Consider the following 16,644-nt stretch of genomic DNA (forward strand, 5'->3'; position numbering starts at 1 on the left):
GAAATTATTTAGGTTGTGAACAAGTTTATCCACAAGTAGTTAGGTCAAAGAGAGGATGTTTTCATAAACGATAATGATTAAATGTTGCTGAAATATTCGTCTTTTTCAAGAAAAAAGAGGCAATTTTCATAAAAAATAGCATTTTTAATCAAAATATGCTAAAATTATACAAAATAAAATGATGGAGGCTTCTCATGAAAGCAATTATTACAGTTGTAGGTAAGGACAAAGCAGGTATTGTTGCGGGTGTTGCGACTAAGGTGGCAGAACTTGGTTTGAATATTGATGATATTTCTCAAACAGTCCTTGATGAATTCTTTACCATGATGGCGGTTGTATCATCGGAAGGCAAACAAGATTTTACACACCTACGTGCTGAATTGGAAGCCTTTGGTGAGTCATTGAACGTTAAAATCAACATCCAAAGTTCAGCGATTTTTGATGCGATGCACAACTTGTAAGATAGGAGTAGCTTAAAATGGATATTAAACAGGTCACAGAAACCATTGCCATGATTGAGGAACAGAATTTTGATGTTCGTACCATTACCATGGGAATCTCACTCCTAGACTGTATCGATTCAGATATCGATAAGGCAGCGGAAAAAGTATATAACAAGATTGTATCTAAGGCTAAGGATTTGGTAACTGTTGGCGACGAGATTGCGGCTGAACTTGGTATTCCGATTGTTAATAAACGTGTATCTGTTACTCCGATTTCAATCATCGGTGCGGCAACAGATGCTACAGACTATGTACCTTTTGCGAAGGCGCTTGACCGAGCAGCTAAGAAAATCGGCGTTAACTTTATTGGTGGTTTCTCTGCGCTCGTTCAAAAGGGTTACCAAAAAGGTGATGAGATTCTTATCAATTCTATTCCACGTGCGCTTGCTGAGACTGATTTTGTCTGTTCGTCTGTCAACATTGGTTCAACAAAGACCGGTATTAACATGACAGCAGTACGTGACATGGGACATATCATCAAAGAGGCTTCTCAGGCAGATCCAATGGGTCCAGGTAAATTGGTTGTCTTTGCCAATGCGGTTGAAGATAATCCCTTTATGGCAGGTGCTTTCCACGGTGTTGGTGAGGCTGATGTTGTAATCAATGTTGGGGTTTCAGGTCCTGGTGTTGTGCAACGTGCAGTTGAGAAAGTTCCAGGCGAAAGTTTCGATGTTCTAGCTGAAACAGTTAAGAAGACCGCCTTCAAAATCACACGTGTTGGTCAGTTGGTTGGTCAAATGGCCAGCGAACGCCTTGGTGTCGAGTTCGGTATTGTAGATTTGTCTCTTGCGCCAACACCAGCAGTTGGTGATTCAGTAGCCCGTGTCCTTGAAGCTATGGGTCTTGAAGTTGTTGGTACACATGGTACTACTGCAGCTCTAGCCCTTCTTAATGACCAAGTTAAAAAAGGTGGTATCATGGCATGTAATCAAGTTGGTGGTTTGTCAGGTGCCTTTATTCCAGTTTCTGAAGATGAGGGGATGATTGCGGCTGTTAAATCTGGTCATATCAACCTTGAAAAATTGGAAGCTATGACAGCCATCTGTTCTGTTGGTCTAGACATGATTGCTATTCCTGCTGATACGCCAGATACCACAATCGCGGCCATGATTGCTGATGAAGCGGCTATCGGTGTTATTAACCAGAAAACAACAGCTGTTCGTATTATTCCTTATGGTAAGGAAGGTGACATGCTGGAACTTGGAGGTCTTCTTGGGTATGCACCGGTAATGAAGGTAAACAAAGCTTCATCGGCTGACTTTATTGCGCGTGGTGGTCAAATCCCAGCTCCTGTTCACAGCTTTAAAAACTAAACGGATGATAAATGCTTTGCCAATTGGTAAGGCATTTTCTGATGGTCTCGCTGGCTAGATAGTCGAGGGGATTTGTGCTATAATGAATTCAAAAATGACGGAAAGAAGGGGCACTATGAGTAAGGTTAAGTTGTATATTGCAAGACACGGCAAAACCATGTTTAACACCATTGGTCGTGCACAAGGTTGGTCTGATAGCCCATTGACCCCATTCGGTGAAGAAGGTATTCGTGAATTAGGGGTAGGTCTGAAAGCAGCAGGTATTCCTTTTAAAGCTGCATATTCTAGTGATTCAGGTCGAACGATTCAAACTATGGATATCATTTTGCGTGAGACGGGTTTAGAAACTATTCCCTATAAACGTGACAAACGTATTCGTGAGTGGTGTTTTGGTAGTTTAGATGGTGGCTATGATGGTGAACTTTTCTACGGTGTGCTACCGAGAACAGATGCTTTTCAAGGTAAGGAGTTACATGAGGTAACTTATCCTGAACTTGCACAAGGTATCCTTGATGTGGATACGGCTGGTTGGGCAGAGTCTTGGGAAGTGCTCAGAAAACGTATTTTAGAAGGGTTTACAGCTATTGCTGAGGATCTTGAGAGGTCTGGTGGTGGTAATGCTATCGTTGTTAGTCACGGTATGACCATTGCAACCTTTGCTTGGTTAATTGATCCTTCTGTCGAGCATCCTTCATTGGACAACGGTTCGGTTACTGTTGTTGCTTATGAAAATGGTAAATTTACATTAGAAGCACTTGGCGATATGACTTATCGTCAGGTTGGGCGAGAGATAATAGAAAAAGAAAATGGTAAAAAATAACTATCCAAGTCGCCGTCAGGCGAAAAAGCAAACCAACTGGTTTTTGATTATCAGTAGTGTCTTGATTGCAGTCCTTTTAGTTGCAGCAGGACTTTATTCTGTATTTGGTGTCAGTCGTACGGTTCAACAAACCAATGGATCGTCGGTAATAAAAAGTAGTAAGCAAGCTACCGATGCGACTCGAAGCAAGGATACAAAGGGACTACCTGATGTATCGCCTAAAGACTGGGAATTGCTTTTGGTAAATCGAGATAATAAGTCTAAAGAACTTAATCCTGAGATTGCTGATGTCGATGGTGTTTCTGTAGATGCAAGAATTGCTAAGAATGTTAAGGAGTTTTTAGCGGCTGCTCAAGAAATTGATCCAAGTTACCACTTGATATCAGGTTATCGTAGTGTTGCTTATCAGACAGAACTTTATAACAGTTATGTTCAGCAGGAAATGGCTGCTGACCCAAGTTTGACGGAGTCTCAGGCGGAGAAAAAGGTTCAAACCTATTCACAACCACCAGGAGCGAGTGAACACCAGACGGGTCTTGCGATTGATATGAGTACTGTAGATAGCTTAAATGAAGCAGATCCAGATACAGTAGCTAAAGTTAAAGAGTTAGCGCCGAAATATGGCTTTGTTCTTCGTTTTCCAGATGGTAAAACATCGTCAACAGGTGTAGGCTACGAGGATTGGCATTTCCGCTATGTTGGTAAAGAGTCAGCAGAGTATATGACTGAACATAATCTTACTTTGGAGGAATATTTGGCATTATTAAAGGAGAAAACTAAGTGAGACGACGTTTTAAACTAAAAGCCTTCATAACCTTAGTTGCTGTTTTCGCTTTAGGTATTGTCTTACCTTTGATTCTTCATGCCTCTACAGATGATAATGCTCGTTCGGTAAAGGTTGCTTACACGCAGCAAGAGTTTATTGAGACCTTAGCTCCAACAGCTCAAAAGATGTCTAAAAACTATGGTGTACCTGCGTCTATTCTCCTTAGTCAAGCTGCATATGAGTCGAATTATGGTAGCAGTCTTTTATCTGTTAAATATCATAACATTTACAGTCTCCCTGCTCAGCCAGGTCAAGAACGTATTCGTTTAAAGGATAGTATCTACAGTAAAGGTAAATGGCAATACCAAAAGGTGGATTTTGCAGTTTTTAAGGATTGGTCAAGTTCTATGATGACTTATTTAGAAGAACTTCGCCAAGGAACGTGGGGCGAGTCGACCTATAAAGAGGTGGCGGGAACGACTAGTTATAAAGTTGCGGCAGAAAAACTACAAGCTGCGGGTTTTAGCAGTGATCCAGGTTACGCCAAACACCTCATATCTATTATTGAGACCGATCATTTGTCAAAATATGATCGATAAGATTAGAGTACCTCGGAGGTGCTCTTTTTTTGCTTCTCTAGTTCTTGAGATGTATTTTTAGCACTCTCTCAAAAAGAGTGCTAATTTTTTTGGTTTTTTGGGTTGACATGTTCAAGTTTAGGTGTATAATAGAATCATAAGTTAGCAGTCGATGTATTAGAGTGCTAACAAATAGAAATGAGGTGACATCGTGATTACGCAAAGGCAAAACACTATTTTGAATTTGATAGTTGAGATGTTCACTCGTACACATGAACCGGTTGGTTCTAAAGCATTACAAGAATCAATTGATTCGAGTTCAGCGACCATTCGTAATGACATGGCCAAGCTAGAAAAGATGGGCTATCTTGAAAAAGCTCATACTTCTAGTGGGCGTATGCCAAGCCGAGCAGGTTTCCAGTATTTCGTCGCTAATTCTTTAAATCTTGATGCGATTGATGAACAAGATGTTTATCAAGTGGTTAAAGCTTTCGACTTTGAAGCTTTCAAACTTGAAGATATCTTGGATGCAGCGGCAAAGCTGCTGGCAGAAATGACAGGATGCACAGCAGTGATTCAAGATGTGGAACCGACACGACAACGTCTGACTGGATTTGATATTGTTCATCTATCCAATCACGACGCTTTAGCGGTTCTTACTCTAGATGAATCTAAGCCTGTGACAGTTCAGTTTGCTATTCCAAAAAATTTCTTGTCTAGTGATTTGGAAATTCTTCATAAGCTTGTTCAAGAACGTTTTTTGGGAAACACTGTCTTAGATATCCATTACCGATTGAGAACTGAGATTCCTCAGATTGTGCAAAAGTATTTCAAGATAACAGATAATGTTCTAGATTTGTTTGATTATATCTTTTCACAACTTTTTAAGGAATTGATTTTCATCGAAGGTAAGGTTGCATCACTGACTTATGCCGACTTAAAAACCTATCAATTTTTGGACAATCCACAACATGTGGCACTTGAGCTTCGATCAGCTATCTCCGATGATGAAGTGACCAAGATTTCGGTTGCAGAATCAACTGAAGAAGCGCTTGAAAATGTCACAGTTATGAGTCATAAATTCCTGATTCCTTATCGTGGGATGGCGCTCATGCATGTGATTGGCCCAGTTGAAATGGATTATCGTCGCATGGTTAGTTTGGTCAATGTTATTAGTAGAGTTTTGGTTATGAAGTTGACGGATTATTACCGTTACCTCAATAGTAACCATTATGAAGTTAGCTAAGATATAACATTTAAAAAGTATAGAAAGAGGTGTATGCCTTGACTGAAGATATTAAAAAAGAAGAAGTGAAAGAAGAGGAAGCTACTGAGACAACTGAAGAAGTTGTAGAGGAAGTAAGCGAACCTTCTGAACTTGAAGAAGCCCAAGCGCGTGCCGAAGAATTTGAAAACAAATACCTTCGTGCTCATGCAGAAATGCAAAACATTCAGCGCCGTTCTAATGAAGAACGTCAACAATTACAAAAGTATCGTAGCCAAGATTTGGCAAAAGCAATTTTGCCATCACTTGATAACCTTGAACGTGCTCTTGCCGTTGAGGGCTTGACTGATGATGTCAAAAAAGGTTTGGAAATGGTGCAAGAAAGTTTAGTGCATGCTCTTAAAGAGGAAGGGATTGAAGAAATTCCAGCAGATGGTGATTTCGATCATAACTTCCACATGGCTATTCAAACAATGCCTGCAGATGATGAACATCCAGCAGATACGATTGCACAAGTTTTCCAAAAAGGGTATAAACTCCACGAACGCGTCTTACGCCCAGCTATGGTAGTTGTATATAATTAATTGAAAACTTGTCCGAAATGACAGAAAACTATGAATGAAAGATAAAAAAGCAAAATAGAAATTAAGTAAAAAGGGGAAAAACATATGTCTAAAATCATTGGTATTGACTTAGGTACAACAAACTCAGCAGTAGCAGTTCTTGAAGGAACTGAATCAAAAATTATCGCAAACCCAGAAGGTAACCGCACAACTCCATCTGTTGTGTCATTCAAAAATGGTGAAATCATCGTTGGTGACGCTGCAAAACGTCAAGCAGTAACAAACCCAGATACAATCATCTCTATCAAATCTAAGATGGGTACTTCTGAAAAAGTTTCTGCAAACGGTAAAGAATACACACCACAAGAAATTTCAGCAATGATTCTTCAATACTTGAAAGGTTATGCTGAAGATTACCTTGGTGAAAAAGTAACCAAAGCTGTTATTACAGTTCCTGCTTACTTCAACGATGCTCAACGTCAAGCAACTAAAGACGCTGGTAAAATTGCTGGTCTTGAAGTAGAACGTATCGTCAACGAACCAACAGCAGCAGCCCTTGCTTATGGTTTGGATAAGACTGATAAAGAAGAAAAAATCTTGGTATTCGACCTTGGTGGTGGTACATTCGACGTATCTATCCTTGAACTTGGTGATGGTGTCTTTGATGTATTGGCAACTGCAGGGGATAACAAACTCGGTGGTGATGACTTTGACCAAAAAATCATCGACCACATGGTTGAAGAATTCAAGAAAGAAAATGGTATCGACTTGTCAACAGACAAGATGGCTCTTCAACGTTTGAAAGACGCAGCTGAAAAAGCTAAGAAAGACCTTTCTGGTGTCACATCAACACAAATCAGCTTGCCATTCATCACTGCTGGTGAGGCTGGACCTCTTCACTTGGAAATGACATTGACTCGTGCGAAATTCGATGATTTGACTCGTGATCTTGTAGAACGTACGAAAACTCCAGTTCGTCAAGCCCTTTCAGATGCAGGTTTGAGCTTGTCAGATATTGACGAAGTCATCCTTGTCGGTGGTTCAACTCGTATTCCTGCCGTTGTAGAAGCTGTTAAAGCTGAAACTGGTAAAGAACCAAATAAATCAGTTAACCCTGATGAAGTAGTTGCTATGGGTGCTGCTATCCAAGGTGGTGTTATTACTGGTGATGTCAAAGACGTTGTCCTTCTTGATGTAACTCCATTGTCACTTGGTATCGAAACAATGGGTGGAGTGTTCACAAAACTCATCGACCGCAACACTACAATTCCAACATCTAAGTCACAAGTCTTCTCAACTGCAGCAGACAACCAACCAGCCGTTGATATCCACGTTCTTCAAGGGGAACGCCCAATGGCAGCAGATAACAAGACTCTTGGACGTTTCCAATTGACTGATATCCCAGCTGCACCTCGTGGTATCCCACAAATCGAAGTTACTTTCGATATTGATAAGAACGGTATCGTATCTGTTAAAGCTAAAGATCTTGGAACTCAAAAAGAACAAACAATTGTCATCCAATCTAACTCTGGTTTGACAGACGAAGAAATTGAAAAGATGATGAAAGATGCTGAAGCAAATGCTGAAGCAGATGCAAAACGTAAAGAAGAAGTAGATCTTCGTAACGAAGTTGACCAAGCTATCTTTGCAACTGAAAAGACAATCAAAGAAACAGAAGGTAAAGGCTTCGACACAGAACGTGATGCTGCTCAATCAGCCCTTGATGACCTTAAGAAAGCTCAAGAATCAGGCAATCTTGATGACATGAAGGCTAAATTGGAAGCTCTTAACGAAAAAGCTCAAGCTCTTGCAGTTAAACTTTACGAACAAGCTGCAGCAGCACAACAAGCTCAAGCAGGAGCAGAAGGTGCACAAACAGCAGATAACTCAGGCGACGATGTCGTAGACGGAGAGTTTACTGAAAAATAAGAGAATGTGATAGGCCACGATATTAATATATTTAATGCTATCGATTCATTAGATAAGTTCAAGATTCCTATAGATGTTACCAACACCTGTAGAGAAGAGACTTATTAGAAATAAATAATTGAGATGTTTTGAGGATTGATTTTATGACTACGATTTATACAACTAATGAGTGGAAAGGCCACGGTAAGAGCTACTACTGGAATGAATATCGCTTAGAGAATGAAACGGTAGTTAAATACAAATGTTCTCGCCATAAATTTTTTGATGGACATGAAAACACATGGGAAGAAGACGAACATGTGGTTGATTCTTGGGATATTGATGATGAGGCGATGCCTGAATGGTTGAGAAACTACCTATAAGTAATAGCAGAGGTTGCAAACCAGCCTCTGTTTTTCGCTAAAATAAGTGAAGTGAATATAAGATATAGTTTTACTTCGTATCGTAACAAATATAAAATAGAAAGGAACAAAGAGTGTTCGAGAAATTGAACACGAGTGGAAAGCTAGGAAATTAGACAAACCTCCTAAGAAATCATGATTTCTTGTCGGTTTCCTAAATTTCAGTCGCTTTCTGTTCGCTCTTAGTATCTTGTATGAACAATACCGAATATTACGATCGTCTTGGGGTATCTAAGGATGCCTCTCAAGATGAAATTAAACGTGCCTATCGTAAGATGTCTAAAAAATACCACCCAGACATTAATAAAGAACCAGGTGCGGAAGAAAAATATAAAGAGGTCCAAGAGGCCTACGAAACTTTAAGTGACGACCAAAAACGTGCAGCCTATGACCAATACGGACCAGATGGTGCGAATGGTTTTGGTGGTCAAGGAGGCTTTGGAGGCTTCGATGGTGGTGCAGGCTTTGGAGGTTTTGAGGATATCTTCTCTAGCTTCTTTGGTGGTAGTGCTACTCGTAACCCTAATGCTCCACGTCAAGGTGATGATCTTCAGTACCGTGTCAACCTAAGCTTCGAAGAGGCGATTTTTGGTGCCGAAAAAGAAGTGCACTATAATCGTGAAGCGACATGTAAGACATGTTCAGGATCTGGTGCAAAACCTGGAACAAGCCCTGTAACTTGTGGTCGCTGTCATGGTCAAGGGGTTATCAATGTTGATACGCAAACACCACTTGGTATGATGCGTCGTCAAGTAACCTGTGATATTTGTCATGGAACAGGTCAAGAAATTAAAGAGCCATGTCAAACTTGTCATGGAACAGGACATGAAAAACAAAGCCACAAAGTATCTGTCAAGATTCCAGCAGGTGTTGAAACAGGTCAACAAATCCGTCTTGCTGGTCAAGGTGAAGCTGGTTTCAATGGTGGTCCTTATGGAGACCTCTTTGTAATCATCAATGTTAATCCAAGCGATAAATTTACGCGTGATGGATCAACAATTTACTATACACTTAATATTTCCTTTGTCCAAGCAGCCCTTGGTGACACTGTCGAAGTACCAACGGTTCACGGAAATGTTGAGATGACCATCCCAGCAGGAACTCAAACAGGCAAAACTTTCCGTCTAAAAGGAAAGGGTGCTCCACGTCTTCGTGGAGGTTCACAAGGAGATCAACACGTTACAGTTAAGATTGTAACTCCTACGAAGCTAAATGATGCTCAAAAAGAAGCTCTCCTTGCATTTGCCAAAGCAAGTGGTGATGAAAAAATCGCACCACAGAAAAAAGGTTTCTTCAATAAGGTAAAGGATGCTTTAGAAGATTTATAAAGGAAGGACGCTTAATGCGTCTTTTTCTTTATGACAAAAACCTGTATGGGGTCAGTTGGTGATCGACCTACTTTTTATCCTTGAAAAAATCTGATATGATAATTCTATGGTTAGATACAAAGCGACAATTTCCTATGATGGTACACTTTTCTCAGGTTTTCAAAGACAACCAAATGCACGTTCTATTCAAGAAGAGCTTGAAAAGACTCTCTTACGGTTAAATAGCGGTACACCTGTCACCGTTCATGGGGCGGGTCGGACAGATGCAGGTGTTCATGCCTATGGACAAGTTATTCACTTTGATTTGCCCCAAGAGCGAAATCTAGAGAAGTTGCGTTTCGGTTTAGATACGCAATGTCCAGATGATATTGATGTTGTTAGTATCGAACTTGTATCGGAGGAATTCCATGCGCGATACAACAAACACAGTAAAACTTATGAGTTCCTAGTAGATGCAGGGCGACCTAAGAACCCCATGATGCGTAATTATGCGACCCACTATCCCTACCCTCTAAGTTTAGCACATATGCAGGAGGCTGCTAAGGATTTGGTCGGTACACATGATTTTACAGGCTTCACAGCTTCAGGAACTTCTGTAGAAAATAAAGAACGTACAATTACACAGGCTAGTGTATCTATCGATGAGAAAACTGGATTTTATATCTTTACTTTTTCTGGTAATGGTTTTCTCTATAAGCAAGTTAGAAATATGGTTGGCACCTTGTTGAAGATTGGCAATGGTCGCATGCCTGTTTCGCAAGTTAAGACAGTGTTAGAAAGTCGTGACCGTAATCTTGCAGGACCAACGGCAGCTGGTAATGGTTTGTATTTAAAGGAGATACGATATGAGTAATGAATTGATTTTAGCGATTTCAGGGAATGATATTTTTAGTGGTGGCGGACTTCATGCAGATTTAGCGACATTTACCACAAATAAACAGCATGGATTTGTGGCTCTTACCTGTCTAACAGCTATGACTGAGAATGGTTTTGAGGTCATTCCGGTTGATACTAATGTTTTTAAACAACAACTTGATTCACTAAAAGATGTCCCCTTCTCAGCAATTAAAATTGGTTTGTTGCCTAACGTTGAAATCGCAGAATTAACGTTGGATTTTGTTAAAAATCATTCTGATATTCCAATTGTCTTGGATCCCGTTTTAGTATGTAAGGAGACTCATGACGTTGAAGTTTCTCAACTACGTGATGAATTGGTTAAATTTTTCCCTTATATCACGGTTATCACTCCGAACTTACCTGAAGTCGAACTGCTTATAGATAGAAAGGTCAAGACTCTTGATGACATGAAGTATGCGGCTAGCTATCTCAATGAATTAGGAGCTAAGACTGTCGTTGTTAAGGGTGGAAACCGCTTGGATAGTACTAAAGCGATAGATGTCTTTTATGATGGAACAGACTACAAATTGTTTGAAGAAGCTGTGCTAGACAAAAATAATACCGGTGCAGGATGTACATTTGCTTCAAGTATAGCTAGTGAATTAGTTAAAGGATGTTCAGAAACGGAAGCTGTAGCAAATGCTAAAGCCTTTGTTTATGAATCAATTAAACAATCAAATGAATTTGGAGTAGTTCAATATGCAAAATAAGAAAACAAAAGAGCTAACATTATTAGCTATCTTAACGGCTTTATCAGTGACCTTTGGATTCGTAGCTAAAATTCCGACTCCAACAGGACTTTTAACTTTGGTAGATGCAGGAATCTACTTCACAGCCTTTTATCTTGGGAAGAAAGAAGGGGCAGTTGTGGGCGGATTGTCTGCTTTTCTGATAGATTTGCTATCATCTGCTCCGCAATGGATGTTTATCAGTTTGTTAATACATGGTGCACAAGGTTATTTTGCTGGCTTTAAAGGGAACTATCGTATCCTAGGCCTTCTGATTGCAGCAGTTGTGATGGTGGGTGGCTATGCACTTGCTTCAGTATTTATGTATGGAACAGGAGCTTCAATCGCAGAAGTGATTCCTAATTTCTGCCAGAATGCTCTTGGCGTAGTTGTTGGATGGGTATTGTATCAAGGATTCAAAAAAGTTCAGTCCAAAAAAGGTTAATAACATTACTAAACCCTATTGACAATAACTAAATTGGGTGTTAAGATATAAAAGTTGTCTTAACAGACTTGCCACAAACTTGAAAAGGTTCCAAAACTTTTAAAAAAGTTGTTGACAAGACAAGTCAGAGATGATATTATAAATAAGCTGTTTCGGAAGAGGCGGCGAACACGAGAAGTAAAAAAACTTCAAAAAAGTGTTGACAAGTTATTCTAGATTTGCTAGAATATAGGAGTTGTCTTAAGAGAGACAAAGACCTTTGAGAACTGAATAAGAAACCAAGTGCAGGGTTATGATAGAAGAAATTATAACCTGTCAATTTACAAGAATAAATCGTCAGATGACGGTAATGAGTTAACGCTCGAACAATTATTAAATTTTTAATGAGAGTTTGATCCTGGCTCAGGACGAACGCTGGCGGCGTGCCTAATACATGCAAGTAGAACGCTGAAGAGAGGAGCTTGCTCTTCTTGGATGAGTTGCGAACGGGTGAGTAACGCGTAGGTAACCTGCCTTGTAGCGGGGGATAACTATTGGAAACGATAGCTAATACCGCATAACAATGGATGACACATGTCATTTATTTGAAAGGGGCAATTGCTCCACTACAAGATGGACCTGCGTTGTATTAGCTAGTAGGTGAGGTAACGGCTCACCTAGGCGACGATACATAGCCGACCTGAGAGGGTGATCGGCCACACTGGGACTGAGACACGGCCCAGACTCCTACGGGAGGCAGCAGTAGGGAATCTTCGGCAATGGGGGCAACCCTGACCGAGCAACGCCGCGTGAGTGAAGAAGGTTTTCGGATCGTAAAGCTCTGTTGTAAGTCAAGAACGAGTGTGAGAGTGGAAAGTTCACACTGTGACGGTAGCTTACCAGAAAGGGACGGCTAACTACGTGCCAGCAGCCGCGGTAATACGTAGGTCCCGAGCGTTGTCCGGATTTATTGGGCGTAAAGCGAGCGCAGGCGGTTTGATAAGTCTGAAGTTAAAGGCTGTGGCTCAACCATAGTTCGCTTTGGAAACTGTCAAACTTGAGTGCAGAAGGGGAGAGTGGAATTCCATGTGTAGCGGTGAAATGCGTAGATATATGGAGGAACACCGGTGGCGAAAGCGGCTCTCTGGTCTGTAACTGACGCTGAGGCTCGAAAGCGTGGGGAGCGAACAGGATTAGATACCCTGGTAGTCCACGCCGTAAACGATGAGTGCTAGGTGTTGGATCCTTTCCGGGATTCAGTGCCGCAGCTAACGCATTAAGCACTCCGCCTGGGGAGTACGACCGCAAGGTTGAAACTCAAAGGAATTGACGGGGGCCCGCACAAGCGGTGGAGCATGTGGTTTAATTCGAAGCAACGCGAAGAACCTTACCAGGTCTTGACATCCCGATGCTATTTCTAGAGATAGAAAGTTACTTCGGTACATCGGTGACAGGTGGTGCATGGTTGTCGTCAGCTCGTGTCGTGAGATGTTGGGTTAAGTCCCGCAACGAGCGCAACCCCTATTGTTAGTTGCCATCATTCAGTTGGGCACTCTAGCGAGACTGCCGGTAATAAACCGGAGGAAGGTGGGGATGACGTCAAATCATCATGCCCCTTATGACCTGGGCTACACACGTGCTACAATGGTTGGTACAACGAGTTGCGAGTCGGTGACGGCAAGCTAATCTCTTAAAGCCAATCTCAGTTCGGATTGTAGGCTGCAACTCGCCTACATGAAGTCGGAATCGCTAGTAATCGCGGATCAGCACGCCGCGGTGAATACGTTCCCGGGCCTTGTACACACCGCCCGTCACACCACGAGAGTTTGTAACACCCGAAGTCGGTGAGGTAACCTTTTGGAGCCAGCCGCCTAAGGTGGGATAGATGATTGGGGTGAAGTCGTAACAAGGTAGCCGTATCGGAAGGTGCGGCTGGATCACCTCCTTTCTAAGGAAAAACGGAATGTACTTGAGTTTCTTATTTAGTTTTGAGAGGTCTTGTGGGGCCTTAGCTCAGCTGGGAGAGCGCCTGCTTTGCACGCAGGAGGTCAGCGGTTCGATCCCGCTAGGCTCCATTGAATCGAAAGATTCAAGTATTGTCCATTGAAAATTGAATATCTATATCAAATTCCATATGTAATTAATTACATATAGATAGTAACAAGAAAATAAACCGAAACGCTGTGAATATTTAATGAGTTAGGTCGAAAGACCAAAATAAGGTTAAGTTAATAAGGGCGCACGGTGGATGCCTTGGCACTAGAAGCCGATGAAGGACGTGACTAACGACGAAATGCTTTGGGGAGCTGTAAGTGAGCAATGATCCAGAGATGTCCGAATGGGGGAACCCGGCAGGTAATGCCTGTCACTCATTACTGTTAAGGTAATGTAGAGGAAGACGCAGTGAACTGAAACATCTAAGTAGCTGCAGGAAGAGAAAGCAAAAGCGATTGCCTTAGTAGCGGCGAGCGAAACGGCAAGAGGGCAAACCGAAGAGTTTACTCTTCGGGGTTGTAGGACTGCAACGTGGACTTAAAGATTATAGAAGAACTACCTGGGAAGGTAGGCCAAAGAGAGTAATAGCCTCGTATTCGAAATAGTCTTTATACCTAGCAGTATCCTGAGTACGGCGAGACACGAGAAATCTCGTCGGAATCTGGGAGGACCATCTCCCAACCCTAAATACTCTCTAGTGACCGATAGTGAACCAGTACCGTGAGGGAAAGGTGAAAAGCACCCCGGGAGGGGAGTGAAATAGAACCTGAAACCGTGTGCCTACAACAAGTTCGAGCCCGTTAATGGGTGAGAGCGTGCCTTTTGTAGAATGAACCGGCGAGTTACGATATGATGCGAGGTTAAGTTGAAGAGACGGAGCCGTAGGGAAACCGAGTCTTAATAGGGCGCATTAGTATCATGTCGTAGACCCGAAACCATGTGACCTACCCATGAGCAGGTTGAAGGTGAGGTAAAACTCACTGGAGGACCGAACCAGGGCACGTTGAAAAGTGCTTGGATGACTTGTGGGTAGCGGAGAAATTCCAAACGAACTTGGAGATAGCTGGTTCTCTCCGAAATAGCTTTAGGGCTAGCGTCGATGTTAAGTCTCTTGGAGGTAGAGCACTGTTTGGGTGAGGGGTCCATCCCGGATTACCAATCTCAGATAAACTCCGAATGCCAACGAGATATAATCGGCAGTCAGACTGCGAGTGCTAAGATCCGTAGTCGAAAGGGAAACAGCCCAGACCACCAGCTAAGGTCCCAAAATATATGTTAAGTGGAAAAGGATGTGGGGTTGCACAGACAACTAGGATGTTAGCTTAGAAGCAGCTATTCATTCAAAGAGTGCGTAATAGCTCACTAGTCGAGTGACCCTGCGCCGAAAATGTACCGGGGCTAAAACATATTACCGAAGCTGTGGATACCTTTATAGGTATGGTAGGAGAGCGTTCTATGTGCGAAGAAGGTGTACCGTGAGGAGTGCTGGAGCGCATAGAAGTGAGAATGCCGGTATGAGTAGCGAAAGACAGGTGAGAATCCTGTCCACCGTAAGACTAAGGTTTCCAGGGGAAGGCTCGTCCGCCCTGGGTTAGTCGGGACCTAAGGAGAGACCGAAAGGTGTATCCGATGGACAACAGGTTGATATTCCTGTACTAGAGTATATAGTGATGGAGGGACGCAGTAGGCTAACTAAACCAGACGATTGGAAGTGTCTGGCCAAGCAGTGAGGTGTGATATGAGTCAAATGCTTATATCTATAACATTGAGCTGTGATGGGGAGCGAAGTTTAGTAGCGAAGTTAGTGATGTCACACTGCCGAGAAAAGCTTCTAGCGTTAATTATACTCTACCCGTACCGCAAACCGACACAGGTAGTCGAGGCGAGTAGCCTCAGGTGAGCGAGAGAACTCTCGTTAAGGAACTCGGCAAAATGGCCCCGTAACTTCGGGAGAAGGGGCGCTGACTTATGGTCAGCCGCAGTGAATAGGCCCAAGCAACTGTTTATCAAAAACACAGCTCTCTGCTAAATCGTAAGATGATGTATAGGGGGTGACGCCTGCCCGGTGCTGGAAGGTTAAGAGGAGTGCTTAGCAATAGCGAAGGTATGAATTGAAGCCCCAGTAAACGGCGGCCGTAACTATAACGGTCCTAAGGTAGCGAAATTCCTTGTCGGGTAAGTTCCGACCCGCACGAAAGGCGTAATGATTTGGGCACTGTCTCAACGAGAGACTCGGTGAAATTTTAGTACCTGTGAAGATGCAGGTTACCCGCGACAGGACGGAAAGACCCCATGGAGCTTTACTGCAGTTTGATATTGAGTATCTGTACCACATGTACAGGATAGGTAGGAGCCTATGACCTCGGGACGCCAGTTTCGAGTGAGGCGTTGTTGGGATACTACCCTTGTGTTATGGCTACTCTAACCCAGATAGGTTATCCCTATCGGAGACAGTGTCTGACGGGCAGTTTGACTGGGGCGGTCGCCTCCTAAAAGGTAACGGAGGCGCCCAAAGGTTCCCTCAGAATGGTTGGAAATCATTCGCAGAGTGTAAAGGTATAAGGGAGCTTGACTGCGAGAGCTACAACTCGAGCAGGGACGAAAGTCGGGCTTAGTGATCCGGTGGTTCCGCATGGAAGGGCCATCGCTCAACGGATAAAAGCTACCCTGGGGATAACAGGCTTATCTCCCCCAAGAGTTCACATCGACGGGGAGGTTTGGCACCTCGATGTCGGCTCGTCGCATCCTGGGGCTGTAGTCGGTCCCAAGGGTTGGGCTGTTCGCCCATTAAAGCGGCACGCGAGCTGGGTTCAGAACGTCGTGAGACAGTTCGGTCCCTATCCGTCGCGGGCGTAGGAAATTTGAGAGGATCTGCTCCTAGTACGAGAGGACCAGAGTGGACTTACCGCTGGTGTACCAGTTGTTCTGCCAAGAGCATCGCTGGGTAGCTATGTAGGGAAGGGATAAACGCTGAAAGCATCTAAGTGTGAAGCCCACCTCAAGATGAGATTTCCCATGATTTTATATCAGTAAGAGCCCTGAGAGATGATCAGGTTGATAGGTTAGAAGTGGAAGTGTGGTGACACATGTAGCGGACTAATACTAATAGCTCGAGGACTTATCCAAAGAAAGTAACTGAGACATATTGACAACGATTTGGTTTCTTGATACAGT

Annotated in this window: 13 protein-coding genes, 1 tRNA gene and 2 rRNA genes; all 16 read left to right on the plus strand. The window is 42.7% G+C overall.

Translation table 11 applies throughout. The annotated features are described in order from the left end of the window. The first annotated feature begins 194 nt into the window (after window positions 1-194). The 16 genes from NYE32_RS00625 (at window position 195) to NYE32_RS00700 (ending at window position 16,596) form a co-directional block, all read left to right on the plus strand. The gene (locus tag NYE32_RS00625; RefSeq protein ID WP_002889695.1) at window positions 195-461 is read left to right on the plus strand and encodes an ACT domain-containing protein; all 267 of its coding nucleotides are present in this window, start codon (window positions 195-197) and stop codon (window positions 459-461) included. Between the two features lie 17 nt (window positions 462-478). Next, a complete protein-coding gene (locus NYE32_RS00630; RefSeq protein WP_339157038.1) occupies window positions 479-1,816 on the plus strand; it encodes a PFL family protein in 1,338 nt (445 codons plus the stop codon). A gap of 115 nt (window positions 1,817-1,931) precedes the next feature. Then, window positions 1,932-2,636, plus strand: a complete 705-nt coding sequence (locus NYE32_RS00635) for a histidine phosphatase family protein (protein WP_201710019.1) — start codon at window positions 1,932-1,934, stop codon at window positions 2,634-2,636. After that, the gene (locus NYE32_RS00640) at window positions 2,623-3,420 is read left to right on the plus strand and encodes a M15 family metallopeptidase (protein ID WP_201710020.1); all 798 of its coding nucleotides are present in this window, start codon (window positions 2,623-2,625) and stop codon (window positions 3,418-3,420) included. Before NYE32_RS00635 ends, NYE32_RS00640 begins: the two co-directional genes overlap by 14 nt. Then, window positions 3,417-4,001: a glucosaminidase domain-containing protein gene (locus tag NYE32_RS00645; protein WP_201710021.1), complete on the plus strand. Its 585-nt coding sequence runs from the start codon at window positions 3,417-3,419 to the stop codon at window positions 3,999-4,001. Before NYE32_RS00640 ends, NYE32_RS00645 begins: the two co-directional genes overlap by 4 nt. Window positions 4,002-4,191: 190 nt before the next feature. Beyond that, window positions 4,192-5,226: a heat-inducible transcriptional repressor HrcA gene (gene hrcA / locus NYE32_RS00650; RefSeq protein ID WP_104020589.1), complete on the plus strand. Its 1,035-nt coding sequence runs from the start codon at window positions 4,192-4,194 to the stop codon at window positions 5,224-5,226. 38 nt (window positions 5,227-5,264) lie between these two features. Then, the gene (gene grpE, locus NYE32_RS00655) at window positions 5,265-5,789 is read left to right on the plus strand and encodes a nucleotide exchange factor GrpE (RefSeq protein ID WP_037598025.1); all 525 of its coding nucleotides are present in this window, start codon (window positions 5,265-5,267) and stop codon (window positions 5,787-5,789) included. An 84-nt stretch (window positions 5,790-5,873) separates the two neighbouring features. Next, window positions 5,874-7,697 (plus strand): molecular chaperone DnaK, encoded by a 1,824-nt coding sequence (gene dnaK / locus NYE32_RS00660; RefSeq protein ID WP_002886397.1) that lies wholly within the window; start codon window positions 5,874-5,876, stop codon window positions 7,695-7,697. A gap of 143 nt (window positions 7,698-7,840) precedes the next feature. Next, complete coding sequence (locus NYE32_RS00665; RefSeq protein WP_014633690.1) at window positions 7,841-8,059, plus strand: hypothetical protein; 219 nt, start codon at window positions 7,841-7,843, stop codon at window positions 8,057-8,059. Window positions 8,060-8,292: 233 nt separating this feature from the next. Further along, entirely contained in the window at window positions 8,293-9,426 is a 1,134-nt protein-coding gene (dnaJ, locus tag NYE32_RS00670) for a molecular chaperone DnaJ (RefSeq protein ID WP_155214101.1), read from the plus strand. 106 nt (window positions 9,427-9,532) lie between these two features. After that, entirely contained in the window at window positions 9,533-10,279 is a 747-nt protein-coding gene (gene truA, locus NYE32_RS00675) for a tRNA pseudouridine(38-40) synthase TruA (protein WP_339157039.1), read from the plus strand. After that, window positions 10,272-11,033, plus strand: a complete 762-nt coding sequence (locus NYE32_RS00680) for a bifunctional hydroxymethylpyrimidine kinase/phosphomethylpyrimidine kinase (protein ID WP_339157040.1) — start codon at window positions 10,272-10,274, stop codon at window positions 11,031-11,033. Before truA ends, NYE32_RS00680 begins: the two co-directional genes overlap by 8 nt. Continuing rightward, entirely contained in the window at window positions 11,023-11,496 is a 474-nt protein-coding gene (locus tag NYE32_RS00685) for an ECF transporter S component (RefSeq protein ID WP_339157041.1), read from the plus strand. The genes NYE32_RS00680 and NYE32_RS00685 overlap by 11 nt, the downstream gene beginning before the upstream one ends. 379 nt (window positions 11,497-11,875) lie before the next feature. Then, window positions 11,876-13,423: ribosomal RNA gene (locus NYE32_RS00690) — 16S ribosomal RNA — on the plus strand. Window positions 13,424-13,477: 54 nt separating this feature from the next. Beyond that, a tRNA-Ala gene (locus NYE32_RS00695) sits at window positions 13,478-13,550 on the plus strand. Window positions 13,551-13,696: 146 nt separating this feature from the next. Further along, window positions 13,697-16,596, plus strand: a 23S ribosomal RNA gene (locus tag NYE32_RS00700). The 16S and 23S rRNA genes sit together here with 1 tRNA gene alongside, the layout of an rRNA operon. Window positions 16,597-16,644 lie beyond the last annotated feature (48 nt).

The sequence above is a fragment of the Streptococcus sp. FSL R7-0248 genome (genome assembly GCF_037967965.1).
Lineage (GTDB): Bacteria > Bacillota > Bacilli > Lactobacillales > Streptococcaceae > Streptococcus.